The 24,824-nt window shown below is 73.0% G+C and carries 19 protein-coding genes; 11 read left to right on the forward strand and 8 right to left on the reverse strand.

What is annotated here, in order from left to right:
- Window positions 1-20: 20 nt before the first annotated feature.
- Complete coding sequence (locus tag ACQP2Y_RS25775; RefSeq protein ID WP_433717599.1) at window positions 21-1,781, reverse strand: CBM96 family carbohydrate-binding protein; 1,761 nt, start codon at window positions 1,779-1,781, stop codon at window positions 21-23.
- A 261-nt stretch (window positions 1,782-2,042) separates the two neighbouring features.
- Here ACQP2Y_RS25775 and ACQP2Y_RS25780 point away from each other — a divergent pair, with 261 nt between their 5' ends.
- Complete coding sequence (locus ACQP2Y_RS25780; protein ID WP_433717600.1) at window positions 2,043-3,275, forward strand: dipeptidase; 1,233 nt, start codon at window positions 2,043-2,045, stop codon at window positions 3,273-3,275.
- Between the two features lie 135 nt (window positions 3,276-3,410).
- Complete coding sequence (locus tag ACQP2Y_RS25785) at window positions 3,411-4,259, forward strand: polysaccharide deacetylase family protein (RefSeq protein WP_433717601.1); 849 nt, start codon at window positions 3,411-3,413, stop codon at window positions 4,257-4,259.
- Here the strand turns inward: ACQP2Y_RS25785 and ACQP2Y_RS25790 are convergent.
- The 4 genes from ACQP2Y_RS25790 to ACQP2Y_RS25805 all read right to left on the reverse strand — a co-directional run bounded on the left by ACQP2Y_RS25790 (window position 4,256) and on the right by ACQP2Y_RS25805 (window position 7,843).
- The gene (locus ACQP2Y_RS25790; protein ID WP_433717602.1) at window positions 4,256-4,960 is read right to left on the reverse strand and encodes a VOC family protein; all 705 of its coding nucleotides are present in this window, start codon (window positions 4,958-4,960) and stop codon (window positions 4,256-4,258) included. The genes ACQP2Y_RS25785 and ACQP2Y_RS25790 overlap by 4 nt on opposite strands.
- Window positions 4,961-5,001: 41 nt before the next feature.
- Window positions 5,002-5,598 (reverse strand): response regulator, encoded by a 597-nt coding sequence (locus ACQP2Y_RS25795; protein ID WP_433732065.1) that lies wholly within the window; start codon window positions 5,596-5,598, stop codon window positions 5,002-5,004.
- A 59-nt stretch (window positions 5,599-5,657) separates the two neighbouring features.
- Window positions 5,658-6,938, reverse strand: coding sequence for a sensor histidine kinase (locus ACQP2Y_RS25800; RefSeq protein WP_433717603.1), 1,281 nt, complete (start codon window positions 6,936-6,938; stop codon window positions 5,658-5,660).
- Between the two features lie 65 nt (window positions 6,939-7,003).
- Window positions 7,004-7,843, reverse strand: coding sequence for a formate/nitrite transporter family protein (locus ACQP2Y_RS25805; protein WP_433717604.1), 840 nt, complete (start codon window positions 7,841-7,843; stop codon window positions 7,004-7,006).
- Between the two features lie 164 nt (window positions 7,844-8,007).
- Here ACQP2Y_RS25805 and ACQP2Y_RS25810 point away from each other — a divergent pair, with 164 nt between their 5' ends.
- The 4 genes from ACQP2Y_RS25810 to ACQP2Y_RS25825 all read left to right on the forward strand — a co-directional run bounded on the left by ACQP2Y_RS25810 (window position 8,008) and on the right by ACQP2Y_RS25825 (window position 12,203).
- A complete protein-coding gene (locus tag ACQP2Y_RS25810) occupies window positions 8,008-8,907 on the forward strand; it encodes an ABC transporter ATP-binding protein (protein WP_433717605.1) in 900 nt (299 codons plus the stop codon).
- A complete protein-coding gene (locus tag ACQP2Y_RS25815; protein ID WP_433717606.1) occupies window positions 8,904-9,704 on the forward strand; it encodes an ABC transporter permease in 801 nt (266 codons plus the stop codon). Before ACQP2Y_RS25810 ends, ACQP2Y_RS25815 begins: the two co-directional genes overlap by 4 nt.
- Before the next feature lie 37 nt (window positions 9,705-9,741).
- Window positions 9,742-10,008: a hypothetical protein gene (locus ACQP2Y_RS25820; protein WP_433717607.1), complete on the forward strand. Its 267-nt coding sequence runs from the start codon at window positions 9,742-9,744 to the stop codon at window positions 10,006-10,008.
- Between the two features lie 86 nt (window positions 10,009-10,094).
- On the forward strand, window positions 10,095-12,203 hold the full coding sequence (locus tag ACQP2Y_RS25825; RefSeq protein WP_433717608.1) for a peptidase M6 immune inhibitor A: 2,109 nt from the start codon (window positions 10,095-10,097) through the stop codon (window positions 12,201-12,203).
- On the opposite strand, the gene ACQP2Y_RS25830 is transcribed toward ACQP2Y_RS25825, so the two are convergent.
- On the reverse strand, window positions 12,176-12,976 hold the full coding sequence (locus tag ACQP2Y_RS25830; protein ID WP_433717609.1) for a cyclase family protein: 801 nt from the start codon (window positions 12,974-12,976) through the stop codon (window positions 12,176-12,178). The two genes, ACQP2Y_RS25825 and ACQP2Y_RS25830, sit on opposite strands and share 28 nt — an antisense overlap.
- A 103-nt stretch (window positions 12,977-13,079) precedes the next feature.
- On the opposite strand from ACQP2Y_RS25830, the gene ACQP2Y_RS25835 reads away from it, so the two are divergent.
- The gene (locus ACQP2Y_RS25835) at window positions 13,080-13,691 is read left to right on the forward strand and encodes a uridine kinase family protein (RefSeq protein ID WP_433717610.1); all 612 of its coding nucleotides are present in this window, start codon (window positions 13,080-13,082) and stop codon (window positions 13,689-13,691) included.
- Between the two features lie 99 nt (window positions 13,692-13,790).
- Window positions 13,791-14,462, forward strand: a complete 672-nt coding sequence (locus ACQP2Y_RS25840) for a hypothetical protein (protein ID WP_433717611.1) — start codon at window positions 13,791-13,793, stop codon at window positions 14,460-14,462.
- A gap of 20 nt (window positions 14,463-14,482) precedes the next feature.
- Here ACQP2Y_RS25840 and ACQP2Y_RS25845 read toward each other — a convergent pair whose 3' ends face one another.
- On the reverse strand, window positions 14,483-16,102 hold the full coding sequence (locus tag ACQP2Y_RS25845; protein WP_433717612.1) for a diguanylate cyclase domain-containing protein: 1,620 nt from the start codon (window positions 16,100-16,102) through the stop codon (window positions 14,483-14,485).
- A 102-nt stretch (window positions 16,103-16,204) separates the two neighbouring features.
- Here ACQP2Y_RS25845 and ACQP2Y_RS25850 point away from each other — a divergent pair, with 102 nt between their 5' ends.
- The 3 genes from ACQP2Y_RS25850 (at window position 16,205) to ACQP2Y_RS25860 (ending at window position 20,172) form a co-directional block, all read left to right on the forward strand.
- On the forward strand, window positions 16,205-16,864 hold the full coding sequence (locus tag ACQP2Y_RS25850) for a MerR family transcriptional regulator (RefSeq protein ID WP_433732068.1): 660 nt from the start codon (window positions 16,205-16,207) through the stop codon (window positions 16,862-16,864).
- Entirely contained in the window at window positions 16,861-19,197 is a 2,337-nt protein-coding gene (locus ACQP2Y_RS25855; RefSeq protein ID WP_433717613.1) for a VIT domain-containing protein, read from the forward strand. The genes ACQP2Y_RS25850 and ACQP2Y_RS25855 overlap by 4 nt, the downstream gene beginning before the upstream one ends.
- Window positions 19,198-19,281: 84 nt before the next feature.
- Entirely contained in the window at window positions 19,282-20,172 is an 891-nt protein-coding gene (locus ACQP2Y_RS25860) for a ricin-type beta-trefoil lectin domain protein (RefSeq protein WP_433717614.1), read from the forward strand.
- A gap of 11 nt (window positions 20,173-20,183) precedes the next feature.
- Here the strand turns inward: ACQP2Y_RS25860 and ACQP2Y_RS25865 are convergent, their stop codons facing one another.
- Entirely contained in the window at window positions 20,184-24,824 is a 4,641-nt protein-coding gene (locus ACQP2Y_RS25865; protein WP_433717615.1) for a multicopper oxidase domain-containing protein, read from the reverse strand.

A 24,824-nucleotide genomic window follows, 5' to 3' on the forward strand; every position in this document is an offset into this window, starting at 1 on the left:
GTGAGCACAGTGGACGACGCTCAGCGCAGCTTCACGTCGAAGATCTTGTCCGCGGCCAGGGTACGGAACGCGGCCAGGGCCGTCTTGGTGCTGTCGATGCTGATGTCGCGGTCACCCTGGTCGTCGCGCTTGGTGTCGAAGTAGACGATCGCCTTGATACCCGGGCGCTTCTTGAGCTCCGGCAGGACGCTGCGGAAACCGGCGGCCTTGTCGGTCACCTTGCCGACGCGGTGGTAGACGCCCCACTCGGCAACCATGACCGGCTTGCTCGCGTGCTTGGTGGCGGCCCAGTCGTACCAGCCGAGGCCACCGTCGGCGGGCTTGCGGTCGAGCAGGTCACCGAACAGACCGAAGTGGTAGTAGCCCTTCTCGGCGCTCACGTACGAGTCGAGGCCCATCCAGTCGACGACGTCGTCACCCGGGTAGAGGTCCTTCCACCACGACTGCGCCATCCACTTCTCGTTGCCCATGTAGGCCATGACGTTGATCGCGTTGGTGACACCCTTGGCCCGCAGGCGCAGGATCGTGTGGCGGTACATGGCGGCGAAGTCCTTGGCCTCCCAGCCGGAGCCGGCCTTGGCCACGACGTCGTTCTCCGGCTCGTGGTTCAGCACGAGGAAGAACTTCTCCGGGAAGCTCGACTTGATCCGGGCGGCGAAACGGTCGATGCGCGCGTCCTGCTCGCCCTTGGCGACCTTGGCCCAGTTGGAGCCGTACGCGATCTTCCAGTTCAGCAGCAGCACGCGCGGCTTGGCGGCGTCGCGGGCCATGTCCATCTCGGACTTGGTCGGGAACGGCTCGTCACCCTTGTGGTACGCGTGGAAGATGCTCGCGGTGCGGCCGCTGAGCTTCTCCCAGTCCTTGAGCGCCTGGTCGCGCGGCGCGTCGGTGAAGCCACCGGCGGCGGCACCCCACAGCACGCCGCAGCTCGGCACGAGCTTGGCGCCGGTGACGCAGTCACCCTTGGGCGGGTCGACCGGCGCGGGCTGGGTCGGGGTGGTCTGGGTCGGAGCGGGCTGGGCCGGGGTGGTCTGGGTGGGGGCGGGCTGGGCCGGGGTGGGCTCGGTGGTGGCCGGCTGGGTGGGGACGGGCTGGGCCGGGGCCGTGGTGGCGGGGGTGGTGGGCTGGGTCGGGGCGGGCTCGGCGGCCGGCGGCGGCATGTCCTCGTCCTCGATCGGCGTGGCCGGCGGCACAGCCGGAGCCGAGTGCGCGGTGGCGGTGGAGACCGTCAGCACCGGACCGCCCCACTTGCCCTCGGCGGAACGCAGGCGGGTGACCGCGTTCGACGCCGACGACTGCACGGCGAAGGAGTAGGTGCCGGGGCCGGTGACCGCGGCGCCGAGGTCGAAGGACAGCTCCTCCGCGCCGGCGGCCGGGGTGGCGGACGCGACGACCGCACCCAGCGCGGGGGCGGTGCCCGAGGTGAGCCGCTGCTCGGTCCAGGCGTTGCCGGCCACCCGGCTCACCGAGACCTTGCCGGCGACGTCACCCACGGTGATCAGCCGCAGCCGGGCGCCGGTGACCTGCGTACCGGCCGGGACCAGGAACTTCAGGAAGGCGATCTTGGTGTCACCGTCGAGGCGGCCGATCGACAGCTTGTCCTCGGCGCCGAAGGTGGCGTCCTTGCGGCCGCTGGACACGTACGTGTCGTCACCGGCGGTGAGCTTCAGCTCCGGACCGGCGGCGGCCGCCGCGGGCGCCGAGGCGACCAGCGCGGTGCCGGCACCGGCCACCAGGGCGGCCAGGGCGGTCACGGACTTCTGCAGCTTCTTGCGACGCAATTCGGATCTCCCCCACGTGTGTCCGGCCGCGTCTCGGCCGGGCATGGAGAGAAGATTCCGGTGCGTACGGTGCGCGCACCGTGCCCGTGCGGGTGCCGGCCGGTTGCGAACGAGCCGAACGGCGGGACTTGAGGATTCCGCGTACCGGCCCGCGCGCGATCCGCCCCGGGCCGACCTATGCTCCGGCAGGTGATCATCGTCCGTTCGGACCGGGCCGGCGCCACCCGCGCGGGCCGCGGCCCACGAGCCTGAGGAGCGCCGGTGTCCGTCGTTGATCTCGCCCTGCGTGCCGCCCCCGTCATCGACGGGCACAACGACCTGCCGATGGCGTTGCGCGAGCGCGCCGGCTACCGCGTCGAGGGTCTGGCCGCGGACCGGCCCGAGTTCCACACCGACATCGCCCGGCTGCGCGCCGGTGGGGTCGGCGGCCAGTTCTGGTCCGTGTACGTGCCGTCGGACCTGAGCGAACCCGAGGCGGTGGTGGCGACCATGGAGCAGATCGACGCGGTGTACCGGCTCGTGGCCGCTTACCCGGAGGATCTGGCCGTCGCGTACTCGGCTGACGACGTCGAGGCGGCCCAGCGCGGCGGGCGGATCGCCTCCCTGATCGGCATCGAGGGCGGGCACAGCCTGGCCACCTCGCTCGGCGTGCTGCGGGCGTTCGCGCGCCTCGGAGTGCGCTACGTGACGCTGACCCACAACCACAACACGTCGTGGGCGGACTCGGCGGCGGACGTACCGGCGGTGGGCGGGCTGGACGACGAGGGCCGGGCCATCGTGGCGGAGATGCAGCGGATCGGCGTCCTGGTCGACCTGTCCCACGTCGCGACCACCACCATGCACGCGGCGCTGGACGTGGCGACCGCACCGGTGATCTTCAGCCACTCGTCGGCCCGGGCCCGCACCGACCACCGGCGCAACGTCGACGACGAGGTCCTGGTCAGGCTGCGGGACAACGGTGGCGTGTGCATGGTCGCGTTCGTACCGGTCTTCGTCTCGGAGGAGGTCGTGGCCTGGACGGCCGCGGCCGACGCGGAATGGCAGCGGCTCGGGCTGCCGGCCGCGCAGGCGCCCTGGCCCAGTGCTCCCCGGCCGGGCCGCGAGGCAGTGCCGGTCCCGCGTACCGGTGGGGGATCTTTCGGCACCGCCCTGCCCGGCGGTGACGCGCCGCCGCCGGAGCTGTTTCGGGCCTGGCTGGCCGAGCACCCCCGGCCGGAGGCGACGATCGCCCAGGTGGCCGACCATGTCGAGCACGTGCGGGCGGTGGCCGGGGTGGACCACGTCGGGCTGGGCGGGGACTACGACGGGTGTGATCGGCTGCCGGTCGGGCTCGAGGACGTGTCGGGGTATCCGCGGCTGCTGGAGGAACTGGCCGGGCGGGGCTGGAGTCAGGAGGAGCTGGAGAAGCTCACCGGGCGCAATGTGCTGCGGGTGCTGCGAGAGACGGAGGAGGCGGCTGAGGAGCCGCTGTGGCCGCTCTCCCCCGCTCGATAGCACAGCGGTGCCTCGGCCGAATGGCCGAACCGGCGCGGGTGGATCTCCGGCCCGCGCCGGATACCCGCTGGTAACGGCAAACGCGACGCTCCCTGTGTCGCCGCGCTCCCGCGGCGCGGACACGGGGGAACAGCAATGGCAGCGAATGTCCGGATCATGCGGCCCAGCCGGCGCGCCGTGCTGCGCGGCGGTCTGCTGGCGGTCGCCGGGGCGGGAATGGGTGCGCTCGGCGCCAGCGAGATACCCCGCTGGTGCGGGTGGGACCGGCCACCGCTCGGCGGCGGCTACGCGGCGGCCGCGGACACACCGGCCGCCGCCCGGCACGCCGACGTGACCGTGCGGTACTACGCCGAGACCGCCGAACCGGTGGTGGCGCTCACCTTCGACGACGGGCCGGGGCCGCGGTGGACGCCGATGGTGCTGGACACGCTGGAGGCGGCCGGGGTGCCGGCCACGTTCTTCATGGTGGGGCGGAACCTGCGCGAGCACGCCGGGCTGGTCCGCGGGCGGCTCGACAACCACGAGGTCGGCAACCACTCCTGGTCGCACGACGACCTGGCCACCCTCGACCTGGCCGGGGTCACCGCCGAGCTGACCCGGACCCACGAGGTGATCCACGAGGTCACCGGCCGGGCGCCGGCCCTGATGCGGCCACCGTACGGGCATCTGGGCGGCTCGACGCTGCTGGCGGCCGACTCGCTGGGCTACGACATCGTGCTGTGGTCCCAGCAGATGCGCGAACGGGCCTTCGCCGACGACCCGGACGCCCAGGTCCGCGCGATCGTCGACGGGGTCCGCCCGGGTGACATCGTGCTGGCCCACGACGTCGGTGCGGACCGGCGGCTGGTGGCTCTGCGACGGCTCGGGGCGAAGATCGAGGGACTACGGGCCCGCGGCTTCCGCTTCGCGACCGTCTCGGAACTCGTCGCCACCGCCCCGGATAGCCCCACGATGCCGCTGGCGACGCGGCGCCGGGTGCACTAGTCGCGGCCCTGCCAGGTGGTGACGCAGGCTTCGTTGCCCTCGGGGTCCGCCAGGATCCAGAAGGACGGCGCCCGGGCCTCGGACAGCAGAATGCCGCCCGCGTTCAGCGCGGCCCGGATCCGCGCCGGCGCCTCGTCGTGCGGCACCGAGACGTCCAGGTGCAGCCGGTTGCGCTCGGCCCGTGGGCCGGTCATCTGCTGGAACCATAGCGCCGGGCCCTGGGCGAGCGGGTCCACGATCGGGTCGCGCGGGCCGCCGCCGCCCGGCTCGTCGGCGTAGCCGAGCACGGCCTTCCAGAACGGCCGGATCTCGGCGATGTCCAGCGCGTCGACGGCGATCTCCAGCGCCTGCACCGACCGCCGGCCGTCGGCGTCCGGCGCGAGCGGCAGGCCCATCTCTGCGGCCGTGGTGGCGATCATGCGGGCGTGGGCCAGCTCCCGGGCGGTCAGTCCGGCCGGGTCCGGCGGATGCAGGGTGAGCTCCAGCCGTCCGGGCCGCAGGTCCAGCCACAGGCACTCGTCGGCACCGGCGCCGCAGGCCCGGATCAGCTCGGTGGCGACCTCGGCGACCTGCCACAGCGGCCCCAGCCGGATCGAGGCGCGCAGGGTGCCCAGGACGTAGCGCCAGCCGAGATCGCCGACCGCCGCCGAGATGTGGGCGGCGCTGAGCACCACGCCGTCGTCGATCGTCTCCTCGGTCATCCCGGCATGGTCTCATCCCGGCCGCACCCTCGGGGCCTGCCTCAGGCCAGGCCGGCGTCGTGGACGAGGAGGGCGATCTGGACGCGGTTGTTCAGGTTGAGCTTGACCAGCAGTCGGGAGACGTGCGCCTTCACCGTCGCGACGCTCATGAACAGTTCCGTGGCGATCTCCGCGTTCGCGCGGCCCTGGCCCAGCAGCAACGCGACCTCCCGCTCGCGCTCGCTGAGGCCTTCGAGCGCGCTCAGCGCCTGCTGCCGTCCACCGTTGGCCTCCGGCGCTGCCACGTGGGCGATCAGGCGGCGGGTCACCGCGGGTGACAGCATCGCCTCGCCCTGGGCCACCCGGCGTACCGCGTGCAGGATCTCCACCGGCGGGGTGTCCTTCAGCAGGAAGCCGCTGGCACCCGCCCGCAGCGCGCGCAGCACGAACTCGTCGGCGTCGAAGGTGGTCAGGACGATGACCTCCGGGGCGCTCGGACGCCGGCGCAGCGATTCGGTCGCGGCCAGGCCGTCGACGCGGGGCATGCGGATGTCCATCAGGACGACGTCGGGGCGGTGGGTGGCCACCGCCGCCGGGACCTCGCTGCCGTCGGCGGCCTCGCCCACCACGGCGATGTCGTCGGCGCCGGACAGGATCATCGTCAGGCCGGCCCGGACCAGGGCGTCGTCGTCGACGATCAGCACACGCAGCGGGGAGGTCACTGCGCCGCTCCCGGCTGGCCCCACGGCAGCCAGGCAGAGAGCGTGAACTCGCCGTCGACCCCGCGGCCGGAGGTGAGCCGGCCGCCGGCCAGGGTGGCCCGTTCGGCCAGGCCGACCAGGCCGGTCCCGGTGCCCGGGATCGGCACGGCCGGGCGGGTGCCGACCGGGGCCGGGTTGCGGATGTCGATGGTCAGGCCGGCACCGGGCGAGCCGATCACGCAGACCCGTACGGCTGTGCCGGGTGCGTGCTTGCGGGCGTTGGTGAGACCTTCCTGCACGATCCGGTACGCCGCCCGCCCGGTCCCCGCCGGCACCTCGGCCGCGTCGTCGACCCGCAGCTCGAGGTTGACCTTGATGCCGGCCGCCCGGGACTCGTCGGCGAGCGCGGGCAGCTCGGCCAGGGTGGGCTGGGGGCGTTCGGGGGCGTCGTCGACGGCCGGCTCGCGCAGCACGCCGATGACCTCGCGCAGGTCCTGCAGGGCCTGGTGGGCGCTGGCCCGGATCACGCCGGCGGCCCCCGCGACCTCGGCCGGGGCGGCGCCGGGGTGGATCTCCAGTGCGCCGGCGTGCAGGCTCAGCAGGGAGATCCGGTGGGCCAGCACGTCGTGCATCTCCCGGGCGATGCGGGTGCGTTCCATCGCGCGGGCCTGGATGACGCGCAGCTGCTGCTCGGACTCGGCCCGCTCGGCGCGGTCCCGCAGCGACATCACCAGCTGCCGGCGGGACCGGACGACCATGCCCCACAGCAGGGTGATGGCCAGGAAGACGGTGCTCCAGGCGATCGACTCGGCGACGCTGGTGCCGGCCTCCGGGCGCAGCAGGCAGAAGGTCGTGTTGGCGCCCAGCGAGCCGACGGCGATCACCGCGGTCACCCCGAAGCGGCGGTGCACCGCCAGGGTGAAGAAGATGATGATGCCGGCGAGGGCGCCCGCGATGGAGAACGCCGCGCCGACCATCGCGCACACGGCGAGCTGCACCGGGAAGCGGCGGCGCCACCACAGTGACACCGCCAAGGCCACGCCGGCGATGAGGTCCGCCCAGGCCAGCCAGGCCGGGGTGCCGACCCACTGCGGGATGACCTCGGGGTCCGTCTGCAGCAGGTCGGTGCCCGCCAGCAGGGCCCAGCTCAGGGCGACGACGAAGCACAGGGAGTCGACGATCCAGTCGCGGGTCGAGCGGCGGGCGCGCGGGTGCTCGGCCGTGTCCCACAGCTGGCCCGGCTGCAGCCAGTGGTACTCCGGTGACCGGCCGGACCGTGACACCGTCAGCTCCCCCACGGCCGTCATGCTACGGGTGGGCGGGTCCGGCCCGATACCGACCAAAGTCGAAGCCGGCCGTGGGCTCAGGTCGCCTCGCGCGGCTCCTCGTGGGAGGGCTCCTCCTTCAGGTACATGTACCAGTACGAGGTGGCGACGAAGACGACCGCGCCGACCAGGTTGCCCAGGAACGCCAGCAGCCAGTTCCGCAGGGTGTCGTCCCAGCCCAGGCCCGGGACCCCGGCGAAGATCGCGGCCGGCAGGAAGAACATGTTGGCCACGACGTGGTCGAAGCCCATCGCCACGAACGCCATGATCGGGAAGAAGATCGCCAGGATCTTGCCCGAGACGTTGTCGGCGGCCAGTGACACCCAGACCGCGAGGCAGACCAGCCAGTTGCAGCCGACCGCGCGCAGGAAGATCTGCCAGTTGCTCTCGTGCAGGCCCTTGGCCTCGGCGATCCCGGCGAGCCGGTCGTAGGTCATCGCGCCCGAGGTGCCGGCGTCGCTGCCGAGGTGGCCGATCACGCCGGTCTGCACGGCCAGGAAGTACGCGACGAACATGGCCCCGATGACGTTGCCGATCAGCACCAGGGTGAGGTTGCGCAGGATGTCGCCCCAGGTGAGCCGGCCCTGCATGGCGCTGATCGGGATCAGCAGCATGTTGCCGGTGAGCAGGTGCGAGCCGGCGATCAGGACCAGGACCAGGCCGAGCGTGAACGCCGCGCCGGTGAACAGGGTGGGCAGGCTGCCCCAGATCTCCGGGTCGAGCCCGGACGACACGGCGATGGCCACGAGCCCGCCGAAGGCGATGTACGCGCCGGCGAGGAACGACCCCACCAGCGTCTTGTCCCACCGCAGATCGGCCTTCTTGACGCCGGCCGCCACCGCGGTGTGGGCGATGTCCGACGGTTCCTTGATCGCCATCGTGTGCTCCCGCCTGCCCTGGTGTCCACGCGCATACCCGTCGATGGCCCGGCTATTCCTGCGGTGTGCACCGACCAAAGTCGTAGCCGGGGCTAGACCAAGGTTCGCGGACACCGACCGGCGGCCGACGCGCCCGGCCGGCCGGCGGCGGCACGCTGAGAGGCATGATCACGGTCGAACATCTGAGCAAGCGGTACGGGAGCCACCCGGCCGTCGACGACGTGTCGTTCACCTGCGAGCCCGGCACGGTGACCGGCTTCCTCGGTCCGAACGGCGCCGGCAAGTCCACCACGATGCGGATGATCTGCGGGCTGACGCCGCCCACCGCGGGCATCGCCACGGTCGACGGGCAGCCGTACCGGCGGCTGGGCAATCCGGGACGGCGGATCGGGGTGCTGCTGGACGCGTCGGCGCAGCACTCCGGGCGCACCGGGCGGGAGGTGCTGACCCTGGCCGCGCTGACCATGGGCGTCGACAAGCGGAGGGTCGACGAGAGCCTGGAGCGGGTCGGGCTGAACAGCACGGCCGCGAAACGACGGGTCAAGGCATACTCGCTGGGCATGCGGCAGCGGCTGGGGCTCGCGTACGCGATGCTCGGCGATCCCGGCATCCTTATCCTCGACGAGCCGGCCAACGGCCTCGACCCGGAGGGCATCTACTGGATGCGCGGGCTGCTGCGGAACTTCGCCGACGCGGGCGGCACGGTCCTGCTCTCCTCGCACCTGCTGCGGGAGGTGGAGGCGGTCGCCGACAAGCTGGTGGTCATCGGCGCCGGGCGGATCGTGGCCCAGGGTGACAAGGCCGAGCTGCTGGCCCGGTCCGGCACGGTGGTGCGGGCGCTGGACATGGCCGCGCTGGAGACGGTGCTGCGGCGCATCGGGCATCCCGGCACGAAGACGACCGACGGGGGCGTCGTCGTGCAGGCCGATGCGGAGACCATCGGGCGGGCGGCGGCCGACGCCGGCCTCGTCCTGCTGGAGTTGCGGCCGGCCGGCAGCGGCGGGCTCGAGCAGATGTTCCTGACCCTGACCGCCGGTGACTCGGTGAAGGAGGCTGTCCGATGACCGCCGTGCAGACAGCGCCGACCTCGGCGCCCGGTGCTGCTCCTGCGTCCGCGGGACGCCGTACCGGAATCCCGCTGGCCCGGCTCACCCTGGTCGAGCTGCGCAAATTGGCCGACACCCGGTCGGGTCTGTGGTTGTTGATCGTGATCGCGCTGGCCGCGGCCGGCGCGGTCGCGCTGGTGATCGCCGCCGCACCGGCCGACGAGCAGGTCTTCGACGGCATGCTCGCCTTCGGCCTGGTGCCCGCCGCCGTGCTGCTGCCGGTGCTGGGCATCCTGTCGATGACCAGCGAGTGGTCGCAGCGCACGGCGCTGACCACCTTCACGCTGACCCCGGCGCGGGGCCGGGTGCTGGCGGCGAAGCTGATCGCCGCGGTGCTGATCGCGATCGCGACCACGGCCGCGACGGTCGCGCTGGCGGCGGCGGGCAATCTGATCGCCATCAGTACGGGCGGCGACGGCAGCTGGCACATCGAGGCCGCCCTGGTCGGTCAGCTGCTGGTCAACCAGGTGGTGTTCGTGCTGATGGGCTCGGCGTTCGGCGCGCTGCTGATGAACTCGCCGCTGGCCATCGTGCTGTACTTCGCCATTCCGACGCTCTGGTCGGTGCTCGGCGAGATGGTGAAGTGGCTGCACACGGCGGCCGGCTGGGTCGACATCAACGTGACCTCGATGCCGCTGAGCGAGCCGGGCATGACCGGCGACCAGTGGGCCCGCTTCGGCGTGGCGGCCCTGGTCTGGGTGGTGCTGCCGCTGGTGGCCGGCACGGTGCGGATGCTGCGCCGCGAGGTGTCCTGAGCTGTCCCCCGCCGGTCCGGGCGGTTAGGGTCGATCCATGCCGATCGGTCCCCAGCCGCCCGGCCGGCGGGGCACCGTCGGCGAGCCGTACAGCGCGTTGAACCTGCGGCTGGTGCTGGCCGCGTTCGGCTTCGTGGTCTGCACGATCCTGGCGATCGTGCTGTGGCGGCAGGGCTGGACGGTGCCGGGCTGGCTGCTCGCCGCCTGGGCGCTGGTCGCCGTGGTGGACATGGTGGTGGTGCAGCTGCGGCGGCGGGCGCGGCGCCGCGAGGACGGCGGCCGGCGGCATTCCCTCTTCGAGTAGCCCGCGTCTTGCCCCTTTTCGCCCGGTACGCCAGGTAGCGTCGCCTTCTGTGCGCGCCTCACCGGCGCGGCGCCGAAGGGAGTTCCATGGCCCGCCTCCGTTTCGCCGCGGTCGCCCTGCTGATCCTGCCGCTGCTGCCGATGGCCTCGTCCGCCTCGGCCGCGCCGCCGGGACCCGCCGCCCCGGTGCTGCCGCCGGCCTCCGACGTCCGGGAACTCACCCGTAAGCATCTCGACGTCTCCGGGCTGCCGATGCGCCGCCGGGTCGCCGAGAACCGGGCACCCGTGGCGGCCGCGCCCACGCCGGCGGTCGGCACGGTCCGCGAGTGGCTGGCGCTGGACGACATCAAGGGCAGCCTCTACCGCAAGGACTACACCCTGCGGGCGGTCGGTTCGCACATCGAGGTGTGGGTGGCCAAGGACGTCGCGTTCCCGGCCGGGGACTGCCGCACCGCCGCCTCCACCGAGGTGACCGATGCGCAGGTCAATGCCCTGGTCCGGGAGTTCGAGGAGACGATCTACCCGCGCGAGACGGCGGCGTTCAGCGTCCCCCGGGAGCGGGACGGCACCAAGGCGATGCTGGCCGGCGCGGACTACACCGGCGCCGGGGACAAGACCGTCACGCTGGTCGACAACGTACGCGACGACAACTACTACGAGTTCCCGGACGTGCCGACCTACATCGCCGGGTTCTTCTCCGCGCAGATCAACGAGCTGGTCGACCGCAACGTCATGACGATCGACGCGTACGACTGGCGGCACCGCTCCGGCGCGACCCCGCCCGACGAGCCGACCGGCGACCTGTGCACCAGCCGCCCGGCCCGCCCCCGGATGTACGAGGGCACGTTCGCCCACGAGTGGCAGCACCTGCTGCAGTCGTACGCGGACCCGTTCGAGGACGTCTGGGTCAACGAGGGCCTGTCCGACTACGCGCAGACGCTGGTGGGCTACGTCGACGGCAACGCCACCGTGTACCACCCCGGCCACGACAGCCACCTGGCGTGCTTCCAGGGCTTCGGGCTGGTGCGCACCCGCTACAACGCCAATCCGCGCGACTGCGGCGGGGCGCAGAACTCGCTGAACCTGTGGAACGAGGGCGCGCCCGCCGAGGTGCTCGCCGACTACGGCATCGCGTACCAGTTCATGCTCTACCTGCGCGACCGCTTCGGCCCGGCGATGCTGGAACGGCTGCACCGCGACCGCGAGCACCAGGGCATGGCCGGAGTGGCCGCGGCGCTGGGGCCCGGGGTCAAGCTGTCCGCGGTGCTGCACGACTTCCAGACGATGAACCTGGTCGACAAGATCGTCGGAGACACCGCCGACGGCGTGATGGCCGGTGTGCCGAAGAGCAAGGTGACCTCGCCGAGCGTGCGCGCGACCGTCAACCTGGCCAACCCGGCGTCCTTCGACTACCCGGGCGCCGCGCCGAACGGCGCCGACTACGTACGGCTGCGCGCCGCGTCGGGCAAGTTCCTGCGCGGGGCAGACCTGACCTCGGTGACGTTCAAGGGCGCGAAGACGCTGCCGCCACAGCCCCTGCAGTGGACAGTGCAGGACGGCGCGCTGTTCTCCGGCAACGCCAGCAGCCTCGACGTCGCCGCCGTCATCCCCGTCCAGGTGCCGGCCACCGATCCGACGCTGCGGCTGAAGGCCAGGTACACCACGGAGCTGGGCTATGACTACGGCTACGTGACCGTGTCCACCGACGGCGGGAAGACGTACACGGCCGTCGCCGGGGACCACACCGTCGACGCGCCGTTCGGGCCGGCCCTCAGCGGTAAGTCCGGCGTCTTCGAGCCGCAGATCTACGACCTGAAGGCGTACGCCGGTAAGCACGTCCTGCTCGGCTTCCGCTACGTCAGCGACGCCTCGGTCAACGAGGGCGGCTGGCTCATCGACGACGTGACCGTGGGCTCGGTGACGGTCAGCGACGGCAGCTCGCTGACCGGCTGGCGCTCTCCCACCCAGATCGTGCCGGCCACGGTGCACGGCTGGCACGTGAAGCTGGTCGGGCTGGACGAGAAGCGCCGGCGGGCCCGGCAGGTCAGCGTGGCCGGGTACGCCGCCCTGCGCGACTACCCCAAGGTGGTCGCGATCGTCGCCTTCGACGAGCCGACCGAGCAGGTCACCCAGTACGCGCGCTACACGCTGACCGCCAACGGCGTCGTTCAGCCCGGCGGTGGCAGCACCCCGTAGATCAGGGCCGTCGAGCCCGAGCCGGCCTTGTTGATCTGCCCGCCGCACAGCACGTACGCGCCGGTGGCGGGCAGGGCGGCGAGGTTGGCGAGGATCTCCAGGCTGATCCGGTGCCGCTGATAGACCAGCAGGGACACGGCGTACGTGGTGTCGGTGCCCAGGTCGGGGCTGAAGGTGTCGGTGCCGGTGCCGCCCCGGTGCCCCAGCCGGCCCGTGTCGACCAGCCACTGCACCGCCTCGAGGCTGAAGCCGGGCTGGTGCATGACCCCGTCGGCGTCGACGTTGAAGAACGCGTCGGTGCCCCAGCGCGACTCCCAGCCGGTCCAGAGGATCACCATGGACTCCTCCGGGATCCGGCCGTGCCGCCGCTCCCAGGCCTTGAGGTCCTTGACCGACAGGGCGAAGTCGGCGTCGCGGGCACACTGCCGCCGTACGTCGATCTTGACCGCGGGCAGGAAGAGGTCGCCCGGTTCGAGGTCGTCGGCCAGGGCGGCGCCCGCGTTGAAGTGCCCGGGCGCACCCCAGTGCGTGCCGGTGTGCTCGCCCTCGCGGACGAACTGCAGGTAGAAGCCGTCCCGTTCGATGGTGGCGATGGTCTCCAGCTCGAAGGCCGGATCGCCGGGGTAGACATTGGTGGTCGCCGGATCATTGACGTGGGAGAGGCTGATCAAGTCGAGGGCGAGCCCCCGCCGGCCACCGGCCCGGGCCGGCCCGCCGATCAATGCCCCCGCCAATCCGGCTCCCGCCGCACCCATCATCGCCCGTCGTCGCATGTGCACCCCGTCCCGGTCATCCTGCCCGATCAAGACACGCGGTTCTTGCTATCGCGGCGCCACCGTCGGTGTCAACGCAGGTGCGCTGGGCAATCAAGGAGCCATGAGAAGTTGGCGTGTGGCGACGGCGGACGAGGTACGCACACGGGTACGCCGGGCGGTGGGTGAGCCGGACGGACGGCCGCCGGTCCTCGCTGTGGACGGGCGGGGTTCCAGCGGGAAGTCGACGTTCGCGGGACGGCTGGCGCAGCTGTGGGACGGTGCCGCCGTGGTGCACACCGACGACATCGCCTGGCGGCATGCGGTGCTGGACTGGACGACGTTGCTGACCGAGGGCGTGCTGGCTCCCGTACGGGCCGGGGAGGCGGTCTCGTACCGGCCGCCGCAGTGGGACGTGGGCAGCCGGCCGGGTGCCATCGAGGTGCCCGCGGACTGCACGCTGCTGATCGTCGAGGGCGTCGGCGCGGGCCGCCGGGAGCTGACCCCGCTGCTGGACGCGGTGGTGTGGGTCGAGGCCGAGAGCCACGACGTCGACCGGCGCAACGCCGAGCGCGTCGCCGCGGGCGAGACCACCCCGGCCGACTTCGCCGCGTGGATGGCCGAGGAGGACCCCTTCGTCGAGGCCGAGCGCACCTGGGAACGGGCCGCCTTTGTCATCGCGGGATGGCCCGCACTGCCGCACGATCCCGCCGCCGAATTCATCATCTGCAGCTGAGGGCGGCCATTCGGTCAGGCGACGCGAACTGTTCGGTTATCGGGGTCCGCGATATCCGCAAACTTACGATCATGGCAACGTCAACGACCGGGGGTTGCCATGGAATCGACGGGCGCGAAGCAGCGGAACGACAGGAGCCGGGAATGGTCCGTACCCCGGCAGGAACGGCGGGCCGGAAACGCGGGCAAGTGGCTGCCCGGCGGCGGGACGTCGCCGGAGCCGCGGGTTTCGATCAATAGAGCACCAGGCCAGCGCGGCGCCGAGCGGGGCCGGCCGGGGATGCCGGCGATCATCGCGGCGGTCGAGGAAATGCGCGAGGATCGGCCTCGGATCGACGTCGGCGGGATTTATCAGCAATTCCGCTGCCGGGGTGGCCGATGGGCGCTGGTCACCCGCGAGGATGTGCGGGTGGCGCTCGCCGGAATCGAATGCGCGGCGCGCCGGGAATTCGCCGCACCGCGTCCGGGAGGGGCGGCACCGCGGCGGACGGCACGCACTCCGCACGGCGCCTGGCCGCAATTCCGGGAGGCGGTCACGGAACTGCAGAACAGCGGCGCGGACCTGCCGGCGATCGTCCGGGAGCTGAGGGCGGCGGGATGGCGGGTGAGTGAGGACGATGTGGCCGGGGCGCTGCGGCGGATCAAGGTGGCGAACGCACCGCGGCACTTCCTGCCGGGACAGTCGCTGCCCGCGCCGCGGCAGGCCGGACCGGGCATCTGCCCGTCCTGCGAGGTTCCGGTCACCGACCTGGGATTGTGCCGCTGCTCCTGAAAGCCGTCACCGGGCCGCTGTCACTGGGCGAGGGCCAGGGCCAGGCGGCCGGTGCGGGTCTTCTTGGCCGTGTACATCGCCGTGTCGGCCCGGGCGATGAGGGCGTCCGGGGCGGAGGTGCCCGAGTCGCCCCAGGCCACGCCGATGCTGGCCTGGGGCAGCAGCTGCGCACCGGCCACCTCCAGGCAGCCCTCGCCCAGCGCGTTCAGCAGTGACTCCCCGATCCGGCGGGCCCGGTCGACGGTAGCCACGTCGGCGCAGATCACCACGAACTCGTCGCCGCCGAACCGCCCGACCACGTCACCGTCGCGGACCGCGCCGCGCAGCCGGTTCGCCACGTGGGTCAGCAGCTGGTCGCCGGCCGCGTGCCCGTACCGGTCGTTGACCTGCTTGAAGTCGTTGAGGTCGATGAAGATCACCGCGGTGCCGCGGGTCCGGCCGGGCCCGGCCAGGGCCTCGCCGAGCGCGCTCAGCGTGGAGGCCCGGTTGCGGCAGCCGGTGAGCGCGTCGAAGCTGGCCCGCTGCTTGAGCTCGTCGCGCAGCCGGACGTCCTCGGTGACGTCGGTGAGGCAGATGATGGCCCCGGTGACCTCGCCGCTCTCGGCGGTCAGCGACCGCAGGTTGGCCCGCACCCGACGCAGGCCGCGCACGCCGCGGTGGCCGTACTCGATGTCGACGTCCGAACCGGCGTCCAGCACCGCGGCGATCGCGGCGTCGATGTCCGGCCGGTCCCCGGGCACGATCGCGCGCAGGTAGTCGTCGCCGAGCACGTCACCGAGGCCCGCGCCGATGGCCCGGGCGGCACGCTCGTTCTGGTAGACGATGCGCCGGGCGGCGTCGATCTGCACGATGCCCATCGGGATGGTCTCGGTGAGCCGGCGCATGAGCTTCTCGCCCGCCCGCAACGCTTCCTGCGCGGCCATCTCGTCGGAGATGTCGAGCATCTCCGCGACGACCCGCGGGTTGCCGGGGTCGGCCAGCAGGTTGTAGTTGGTGATCTCGAACCAGATCGGGTGCCCGTCGCGGTGCGTGTGCCGCAGCCGGACCCGGCGCGCCTCACCTTGCGGGCTGGCCAGCATGTCCATCCAGCTCGCGATGGCGCGCTGCTGGTCGTCGGGGTGCACCAGGTCCAGCGTGCGGGTGCCGGTCAGCTCGGCGGCCGTCCAGCCGAGCACGAGGGCGATCTCCGGGTCGGCGGAGGTGATCACGGCAACCTGGTCCTTGTGCACGGTGACCAGGCGGGGCCGGATCGGCTCGTGCTCCAGCGACTGGCCCTGCGGGTGGCCGGACAGGCCGGTGAGGAACATGAGGAAGACCCCGTACCGGTGGGTCATGTCGACCAGATGCAGCCGGACCAGCTCGGAAGGCGCGGCGACCGGGTGGATCAGGCAGTTCGCGAGTCCCTGGCCGAGGGCGCGCTGCCAGGCGTCGACCGTGATCTTCTGGTCCTCGGTGACCACCAGGGCCAGGGCCGACTGCGCGCCGACGATCGGCCGCAGCCCACCGATGTCCAGACCGTCGGGCAGCGGCACGGCCAGTCCCATCGGCGAGACAGCGCCGACGAAGGCGTCGGGGTGCTGCTTGAGCAGGGCGGCGAAGACCTCGTCGCGGGCGGCCGGATCCATCGCTTCGTCGGGCATACGTCCAGGATCGGCAGGCCCTTGGCGGGATCAAGAGAAATGCATCGGTCGCAACGTTGACAGTGTCACGTTAACAGTGTCATGGTGGTGGGCGTGTGGACGATGGACGAGCTGGTCGAGCGGGTACGCCAGGCCCTGGACGCCGAATACCCCGGCGCGCCCAACGGCCGGGTGCGCGACGTGCCCGACCGCCGGGCGATTCGGTGGTACACGACCACGGGGCTGGTGGACCGGCCCGCCGGGATGCGCGGACGGACTGCTCTGTACGGGCCGCGGCACCTGTTGCAGCTGGTGGCGGTCAAGCGGCGTCAGGCGGAGGGGCACTCGCTGGCTGCTATTCAGGCTGAGCTGGCTGGTGCCAGTGACGCTGAGCTGGCGGTTGCTGCCCGCGTACCGGAAAGTCTGCTGGCCGTGGCCGACGAAGCCGCAGTGGCGGACGGCCCGGCGCGACCCCGCTTCTGGGCGGCCGGGCCGACACCGGCCCCGGCGGCAGAGTCGACGGCCTCGCCGGCGGCGATTCCGGCGGCGGCTCAGCCGGTCGCCGCTGGGGCGGGGGTCGCGGCCGCGAAGGCCGGGCCGCCCGCGGCGGCACGCCCGGTGGGTGGCGTCGCGCTGGGCGGCGGCGCGATCCTGGTGCTTCCGGTACGTCCCGGCGCCGCCGACTACGAGGCCATCGCCACCGCCGCCCGCCCTCTGCTGGACCTGCTGGCCGCCCGTGGCCTGCTCGCCGGCGACACCCTCGACGATGGGAGCCCGTCATGACCTTGTCCGTCAAGCCGATGGATCCGGCGGAGCTCGGCCGCGTCCGCATCCTGCCCGACGCCGGTCTCGGTGCCCTGCTCACTGAGCGCGGCAACCTGCCGCTGGACCGTCTCGACGTGCAAGCCGCGATCAGCGGCCTGGTCGCCCGCACCACGGTGACCGCCGAGTACGTCAACGCGCACGACACCCCGCTCGAGGCCACCTACGTCTTCCCGCTGCCGGACCGGGCCGCGGTGACCGGCATGACGATGACCGCCGACGGCCGCACTGTCGAGGCCGAGCTGCAGGAACGGGCCCAGGCGCGGCAGAACTACGACCAGGCCATCGCGGCCGGTCAGCGGGCCTCGATCGCCGAGGAGGAGCGGCCCGACGTGTTCACCATGCGGGTCGGCAACATCCTGCCCGGCGAGCGGGTCACCATCGCGTTGTCGCTGGTCGGGCCGCTGCCCTGGGAGGACGGCGCGGCGACGTTCCGGTTCCCGCTGGTGGTGGCGCCACGCTACGTGCCCGGGGCGCCGCTGCCCGGGCCGGCGGTCGGCTCCGGCCAGGCGCAGGACACCGATGCGGTGCCGGACGCCTCCCGGATCACTCCCCCGGTGCTGCTGCCCGGCTTCCCGAACCCGCTGCGGCTCAGCATCGGCGTCGACATCGATCCGGCCGGGCTGGGCCTCGGCGAGGTCCGCTCCAGTTTGCACACGGTGACGGGCGAGGGCGGCCGGGTGGAGATCGCGCCCGGCGAGCGCGCGGACCGGGATTTCATCCTGCGGCTGCCGTACGCGGGTGACGGCTCCGGCGCGGTGTGTGTCAGCGACCCCACGGCGGACGGGCCCGAGGGGACGTACCAGGTCGTACTGGTGCCGCCGGACGACGCCGCGACCGCCGGCCGGCCCAAGGACGTGGTGCTGCTGCTGGACCGTTCGGGCAGCATGGGCGGCTGGAAGATGGTCGCCGCCCGCCGGGCCGCCGCCCGCGTGGTCGACACCCTCACCACCGCCGACCGGTTCGCCGTGCTGACCTTCGACCACCAGGTCGACCGGCCGGACGCGCTCGGCACCGGCCTGTCCGAGGCCACCGACCGCAACAGGTTCCGCGCGGTCGAGCACCTGTCGCGCGCCGACGCCCGCGGTGGCACCGAGATGCTCGTCCCGCTGCGTGAGGGGCTGAGCCTGCTCGCCGACTCGGGCTCGCGGGAACGGGTGCTCGTGCTGGTTACCGACGGCCAGGTGGGCAACGAGGACCAGATCCTGGCCGAGATCACCGGCCTGATCGGCACCACCCGGGTGCACACCGTGGGCATCGACCGGGCCGTCAACGTCGGCTTCCTGGGCCGGCTCGCCGCGCTCGGCGCGGGCCGCTGCGAGCTGGTGGAGAGCGAGGACCGGCTCGACGAGGCGATGGCGCAGATCCACCGGCGGATCGCCGCGCCGGTGCTCACCGACGTGACCGTCACTGCGACCGACTTCAGCGTCGAGCCGGCGCCGGCGCAGACGGTGTTCCCGGGGGTGCCGCTGGTGGTGTTCGGCCGCTACACCGGGACCGCCGACGGCACGCTGACCGTGCGTGGCCGGACCCGCGACGACGAGGAGTTCGTGCGGCAGATCCCGGTCCGCGACAGCGCGGAGCCGGCGGTCACCGCACAGTGGGCCCGGGCCCGGCTACGCGAGCTGGAGGACCGGTACCTGACCGGGCAGCGCGAGCTGGAACAGACCATCGTGGCCACTTCGCTGCGGTACGGGGTGCTGTGCCGGTTCACCGCGTACGTGGCGGTGGACAGCCGGGTGGTGACCGAGGGTGGTGAGGTGCGCCGGGTGACCCAGCCGGTGGAGTCACCGTCGGGCTGGGACATGTTCGACGCGCCCGCGGCCGGGGGCATCGTGCTGGCGTCCATGTCGGCGCCGGTCCCACCGCCGGCCGCCGGGCCGCGGATCGGTGGCTTCGCGCCGGCCCGGGCCTCGTCGATGCGTTCCGGGCCCAAGCCGTTCGCCCAGATGCCGGCCGGGCTCCAGACTGCGGGCCGCAGCGGCAAGATGGCGGCACCCGGCAGCTCCCCGCTGACCCTGGCCGACCTGACGGCGATCGTCGCGATCGAGGCGACCCGGCTGCGCGAGGCCGAGGGACGCTCCGCCCTGGAACGCCGCGACCTGCTGGCCGACCTGGCCAGCCGGCTCGGGGCGCTGCTGGAGGGCCGCGACGACGCGGAACTGAAGGGGCTGCGGGACCTCGTCGACCGGCTCAAGGCCGACGGTGGGCTGCCGGCGAAGTGGGCCCTGGCCAGGGAGACGCTGGAGAGCTTCGCGCCGCCACCGCAGCGCAAGGCCTTCTGGAAGCGCTGACCCCGGCACCGGCCGGGCGGCCGGGCGTGACCGATCGAGGTACGGTGCAGATCGATCTTTGCGCGGCACTGGCGATGGGACACGATGACCGACCGGGACGACGAGGCCGATCCGCTGCTGGTTCGTCCGTACCTGCGGGACGAGCCCGGCGGCACGACGCCGCAGCCCTCCGATCACACGTGGCCGGAGGCTGCGGCGGAGCCCGTCGCGCCACCCGCGCCTGACGCCACGCTGCCCGGCGCGGCGCCCGCTCCCCCGGCGCGGGGAGTGCGGCGCCACCGCCCGTTGCTGGTGCTCGCCTTGGTCGTGGTGCTGGCGGTGACCGGCGTGGCCGCGATCGTGTGGGCGATGCTGCCCGAGCCGGGCACCCGGACGGCCCTGCCGGTGGACGTCCCGCTGCCCAGCGTCGCGGTGCCGGAGCCCACCCCGGCCACCACCGATCCGCCGCCGGCCGTGACGGCGCGGACCACCGCTCCCACCCGGAGCCGCAGCACGACCAACTCCACGCCCTCCTCGGCACCGACGTCGACCGCCACCCGGACGAGCCCGGCCCCGGCCCGGACGACGACCAGTGCCCCGACCGACCGGCTCGCGCCGCCCCCGGCGGACCGGGTCGGCCGGATCCACGGCCTGGGCGGGCTCTGCCTGGACCTCAACGGCGCGATCGCCGTCGACGGCAACCACATCCAGGTCTTCACCTGCAACGAGACCGCCGCCCAGGTGTTTACGGTGGCCACCGACGGCACCCTGCGGGTCGTCGGCAAGTGTGCGGTGGCGGCCGACGACGGCGCCGTCCGGCTTGCTGGTTGTGACGGCCGGCGGTCCGGGCAGTGGCAGGCCGGCGCCGACCGTACGCTGGTCAATCTCGCCGGCGGCGGCTGCCTCACCGACCCGGGCTCGGGTTCCCGCTCGGGGGCCGGTGTGCGGATCGAGAGCTGCTCGGGCGCCGATCGGCAGCGCTGGGAGCTGCCCTGACCGGTCCGGCCTCACTTGATCCGCAGGATGCCCCACAGACCGTTCTCCACCGACCAGCGGAACGCCCCCGACCGGTATGCGTGGTCGCCGCGATGCCGGGCGGTCATCCGCAGCGTCCGGGCCATGCCCGCAGTCAGGCCGGAGAACGAGCCCTCCCACGGGCCGTCGCCCTGCCACGGCGCTGCCGGCCAGGCCATGCCGTGCACGGTGAAGGTGTGGTTGCGGGGCTTGTCAGCGGCGCCGACCACGTGCAGCCACAGCTCCTGGCCGGTCTTGGCCTCCCAGAGCGGCGTCGGCGGATCGTCGCGGGTGAGCACGTCGCGCGGGTGGACCACGGCCGAGCCGTAGTTGATGCCCTTCTGGCCCGCGTCCTCGGGGTCGTCACCTGGGACCACGTCGCGCACCGGCAGGTCCGGGTTGCCCGCGACGAAGTGCCGCAGGCCGTCCTGAACCAGCAGCACCTGCTCGTTGGCGACCACCCGGCCGTGCTCGTCGCGCAGCAGCACCTGCGGGCCGGTCCAGCGTTCGCGGCCGGTGACCGGGTCGGCCGGGGTGACGTCGTCCGGCTCGACCACCAGCGCGCCGATCAGGCCGTGGTGGCGGTGGTTGCGCACGTCCGCCAGGTCCTGCAGGCCGCACACCTGCCCCGGCCCGTCGGCGTACGACGGCGGCGCGAGGTGCTCGTCGACGTACCACCAGTACTCGCGCCAGTTCGTCTCCTCGTGCCCGTGTGACGCCGGATCGCGGAAGATCACCTGACCGGTCGCCTCGTGGCCGCCGTGGCCGCCGTCGTGTGCGGGCAACGGGCCGACCGTGCCGTCGTGGTTGGTGCCCACGTTGGCGCCGTCGTCGCTGACCACGTCGTAACGCAGCAGGCTCGGGTGCAGCGACACCCGCGGCGAGACGGTGCGCTCGCTCGGGTTGCCGAGCTCGTCGAGGCGTTCCAGCGGCAGCCGGGGCGGGGCGGGCTCGACTCCGAACGGCGGCAGCACCGGGTCGTCCGGGTCCGGCAGCAGCTCGTTGATCAGCATGACCCGGACCCATTCGCCGGAGCGGGCCCGCAGCACCAGCGGCTCACCGGTGTCGTGCACGCCGACGGCACGCCGGCGCATCCGCTCCGAGCCCTCCTCGACCGGTTCGTCGCGCCAGCCCGCGGCGGTCGCGAAGATCAGTCCCCACGGGTCGGTGAGCCGGCGGCCGTCGTACTCGTGCTCGTGGCGGCGGACGGTGACCACGAACTCGCGGACCCGGTCCCCGCCGGCTCCCCAGGCCACCGCGGGCCGTGGTGGCAGGTCGTTCTCTTGGACGATGCCTGGTAGCGGCGGCAGCTCCTCGAGGTTGCCGGCGCTCGGGGCCAGCGCCCGGACCAGGCCCCAGCAGCCCAGCCACAGGTCGTCCATCGCGGCGAAGTGCCACAGGTGGTCGCCGTAGGAGTAGCCGCCGGCGTCGGCCGGGTCGATGTCCAGCGTGAACGCCTCGGAGATGCCGATGGTCTGCTGGTTGACCAGCACCGAGCGGTCGTTGTGCCACTCCCGGCGCCAGCGCAGCCCGTGCGTGACGAAGCTGTGCTGCTCCTCGTGCGAGCCCTGGATGAGCCGGATCCGCAGCCGTTCCCCCGGATACGTCCGGATGATCTCGGTGTCCGGATCCCCACCGGTGAGGTCGGCGGCGACGGCACCCGGCTCGTCCGGAGGATCCGCAGGATCCGCGACGGCCGGGCCGCCGCTGCTGAACCACTGGGAGGGGTCGTCGCCGCGGAAGGTCAGCGGGGCACAGCGGTAGTTGACCGCCATCGCGCCCGGGTCGTCGTCACCGCTCAGCTCGTGCGGCGGATTCAGCGGCTTACCGTCCGCGTCGACCAGAGGCACGAAGTCCCCGATCGCCAGACAGGCCTCCCGGTACGGCGGCAGCCCGCTGTCCACCGGCGGCAGCACCACAGCCTGCGGCTCCGACCACGCCACCGTCTCCTGATCGGGCAGCAGCCAGCGCGACCCGGGCGGCTCGGCGATCAGCGCGGCGAACAGCCCGTGCTTCTGCCGGTAGTTGGCCAGCAGGTGGTCGTGGAAGAAGCACGGCCCGAACTCCTCGTCGACCACCCAGCGGTGGAAACCGACGTTGGCCGGCGGGTCACCGGGCTCGGCCGGCGCGCCGGCGACCGCCTCCGGGCAGCTGGCCCCGGACAGGTAGTTGAAGCCGGTGGACGAGCCGTCGGCCGCCAGCACGTCGAACTTGACCAGGTGCACGTGCAGGCCGCACTCGACCGGCAGGGTGGGCGGGTCGAAACCGTCCGGGCCGATCGTGCCGAGCTCGTTGACCATGCGCAGCTCGACGATGTCACCGTGGTTGGCCCGGGGGAAGAACGGCTCGATCCGCTCCGCCGGCGGCGTGAACTCCACCGGTGCGCCGTCGCCGACCGCCGGGTCGGTCACCGTGACCTTCGTGATCTGGTAGTGGTGGCCGCGCGGGTCGCGCCAGCCCCGGGAGTTGTAGGGCACCTCGTCGGCGCGGACCCGGATCTCGTAGCTGACGGTCCGGGGCGCGGGCAGCCCGGCGGCGTCGTTCCAAGCGCGGGCGTCGCCGTCCAGGTCCACGAAGAGCGCGCCGGGACGCGGGTTCGCGACGACACCCGGCGCGAACGCCGCCAGCTCTTTGGCCGAGTGCGGCGGCAGGCCCAGGAGCCGGCGGCGGCCACCGAGAAACTCCCGCGTCACCGCGGGCGGCGGCGGCGCCTTCTGCGGGAACTTGGCGTCGATGAACCACGGGAAGCCCGGCTGCTGACCGGTACGCGGCTCAGGGTCGCGCCCCGGCAGCGGCCGCAGCGGGTGCACGGGCGTGCCGTCCGGGTACGCGCTGACCGACCCGTCGACCAGCCGGTCGAAGCTGCGCCACAGTCCCCACATCCCGTGGTGGAAGTGCGGGTACAGGTGGCAGTGCCAGATGACGTCGCCGGGCGCCCGCTGGCGGCTGCCGGAGCCGTACAGGGGGTCGATGGTGACGGCGGTCTGCGGGCCGATCGTGATCGAGTCGATCAGCTGTGAGCCGCGCGGCTCCCCCGGGCGGAACACCGACGGCTGCGCGGTGTCCTGCGGGACGGCCCGCCACTGGTGCACGTGGAGGTGGAAGACGTGGGTCTCCTTGACGCCGGCGTGCACCAGCCGGACCCGGGCCGGGTCGCCCTTGTAGGCCCGGAAGATCGGGGTGACCGGGTCGCCGAACAGCCAGGAGCTGTGGTGCTGTTCCTCGCCGGCGACGCGTTCGAGGAAGTGGCCCTCGTGGTCGCGGCCGATGTGGAAGATCTCGCTGAGCTCGTCGTCGACCTCGATCGCGACGGCGGCGAAGTCGATCTCGCCGGGCGGCGGCAGGGGCCGGCCGGCGGTCGCCTCCGCGTGGCGGCGCATCCGGTGCGGCAGGCGCTGGGGCATCGGCTCGGCCCGGTAGGACAGCGGCATGACGGTGTGCTCGCCGATCAGCATCTGGCTGCTGTGCACCTCGGGCTCATCGTGCATGAAGACGGTGAACTCGCGGTGGCTGTGCGGAACCTCGTCGAGGTGGAAGTCGACGAAGTCGGCCGCCGGCTGGTCGCCGGGCACGATCACGTCCGCGTACGGGCCGTCGGCGAACGCCGTGCCGGTCAGCAGCTCCCCGGTCTCGGGGTCGTGCCAGGTGGCGCCGGCCGGCTCGACGACGAACGCGCCGAACAGGCCGTGCGCGTTGGTGCCCCGCTCGGTGCCGCGGACGTCGCCGAGGTCGTTGACGACCCAGACACCCTCGCGGGCGGCGTGCCAGTGGTACGTGCGGTGCTGTCCCGGCCGTACCGTGGTGGGCTCGTTGCGGCCCACCGCCGCGCCGTCGTCGGTGCGCACCGAGCCGGCTCCGTCGCCCTGCAGGTGCAGGCCGACCCGGCGGCCGCGGATCTGGTTCTCGAAGTGCACGTCGACGCGGGCGCCGAGGGCGGCCCGCAGCACCAGCGGACGCACCACCGGCACCGGGCGCAGCGGGTTGAACCGGTCGTGGGCCGGCGTGAGCTCGCCGAGCCCGCGTACGTCGGTGCGGTGGTCGTTGAGCAGCAGCCGGCGCACCCGGTCGAGGCCGAGACCGCTCTGCCGTGCGAGGTGCCGCAGCGCGACGTGGTCGTCCGCTTCCAGCTTGGCCAGCCGTTCCTCGAACGCGGTCCGGGCCGCCACGAGCCCGGCGGCGAAGCTCGCCGCCCACTGGGCCCGGGTTCCGGGGTCGAGGGTGAGCGCGGTGACGGTGCCGCCGGTGACCAGCTTGAGCGCCTGGACCAGCTCGTCGACCGTCGCCCGCAGGTTCTGCGTGATCGTGTGCCGCCGCGGGTCCAGCCCGCTGTCGTCGCGCTCGCCGATCAGGTCGGCGGGGTCGGTCCCGTACGTCAGCAGCGGGTCGTCCGGGCTCAGCCGCTCGCGCATGCGCTCGTAGCGGTCCAGCCCGTCCACGATGAGCTGCAGGTGCTGGATGCGTTCGTGGGTACGCGGCAGGAACCGGTCGTCGTCGTCCCACCGGGCCCGGGCCCAGTCGAGCAGCGGCACGTACGCCCGCAGCGTGTAGAGCAGTCCGTCGGGATCGTGGTCGCCGTCATTGGTGTAGACGATCGGGAACTGCACGGCGACGACGTCGTAGGTCAGGTCAGGCAT

The organism is Actinoplanes sp. CA-051413 (assembly GCF_050955795.1).
Lineage (GTDB): Bacteria > Actinomycetota > Actinomycetes > Mycobacteriales > Micromonosporaceae > Actinoplanes.

What these genes read in the sequence shown, in the direction of transcription:
- ACQP2Y_RS25785 (WP_433717601.1), top strand. Translation starts at nt 3,411, where the DNA reads ATGGCAGCGAATGTCCGGATCATGCGGCCCAGCCGGCGCGCCGTGCTG.
- ACQP2Y_RS25790 (WP_433717602.1), bottom strand. Translation starts at nt 4,960, where the DNA reads ATGACCGAGGAGACGATCGACGACGGCGTGGTGCTCAGCGCCGCCCAC.
- ACQP2Y_RS25795 (WP_433732065.1), bottom strand. Translation starts at nt 5,598, where the DNA reads ATGATCCTGTCCGGCGCCGACGACATCGCCGTGGTGGGCGAGGCCGCC.
- ACQP2Y_RS25805 (WP_433717604.1), bottom strand. Translation starts at nt 7,843, where the DNA reads ATGGCGATCAAGGAACCGTCGGACATCGCCCACACCGCGGTGGCGGCC.
- ACQP2Y_RS25810 (WP_433717605.1), top strand. Translation starts at nt 8,008, where the DNA reads ATGATCACGGTCGAACATCTGAGCAAGCGGTACGGGAGCCACCCGGCC.
- ACQP2Y_RS25815 (WP_433717606.1), top strand. Translation starts at nt 8,904, where the DNA reads ATGACCGCCGTGCAGACAGCGCCGACCTCGGCGCCCGGTGCTGCTCCT.
- ACQP2Y_RS25820 (WP_433717607.1), top strand. Translation starts at nt 9,742, where the DNA reads ATGCCGATCGGTCCCCAGCCGCCCGGCCGGCGGGGCACCGTCGGCGAG.
- ACQP2Y_RS25825 (WP_433717608.1), top strand. Translation starts at nt 10,095, where the DNA reads ATGGCCCGCCTCCGTTTCGCCGCGGTCGCCCTGCTGATCCTGCCGCTG.
- ACQP2Y_RS25830 (WP_433717609.1), bottom strand. Translation starts at nt 12,976, where the DNA reads ATGCGACGACGGGCGATGATGGGTGCGGCGGGAGCCGGATTGGCGGGG.
- ACQP2Y_RS25835 (WP_433717610.1), top strand. Translation starts at nt 13,080, where the DNA reads ATGAGAAGTTGGCGTGTGGCGACGGCGGACGAGGTACGCACACGGGTA.
- ACQP2Y_RS25840 (WP_433717611.1), top strand. Translation starts at nt 13,791, where the DNA reads ATGGAATCGACGGGCGCGAAGCAGCGGAACGACAGGAGCCGGGAATGG.
- ACQP2Y_RS25845 (WP_433717612.1), bottom strand. Translation starts at nt 16,102, where the DNA reads ATGCCCGACGAAGCGATGGATCCGGCCGCCCGCGACGAGGTCTTCGCC.
- ACQP2Y_RS25850 (WP_433732068.1), top strand. Translation starts at nt 16,205, where the DNA reads ATGGACGAGCTGGTCGAGCGGGTACGCCAGGCCCTGGACGCCGAATAC.
- ACQP2Y_RS25855 (WP_433717613.1), top strand. Translation starts at nt 16,861, where the DNA reads ATGACCTTGTCCGTCAAGCCGATGGATCCGGCGGAGCTCGGCCGCGTC.
- ACQP2Y_RS25860 (WP_433717614.1), top strand. Translation starts at nt 19,282, where the DNA reads ATGACCGACCGGGACGACGAGGCCGATCCGCTGCTGGTTCGTCCGTAC.
- ACQP2Y_RS25865 (WP_433717615.1), bottom strand. Translation starts at nt 24,824, where the DNA reads ATGCCTGACCTGACCTACGACGTCGTCGCCGTGCAGTTCCCGATCGTC.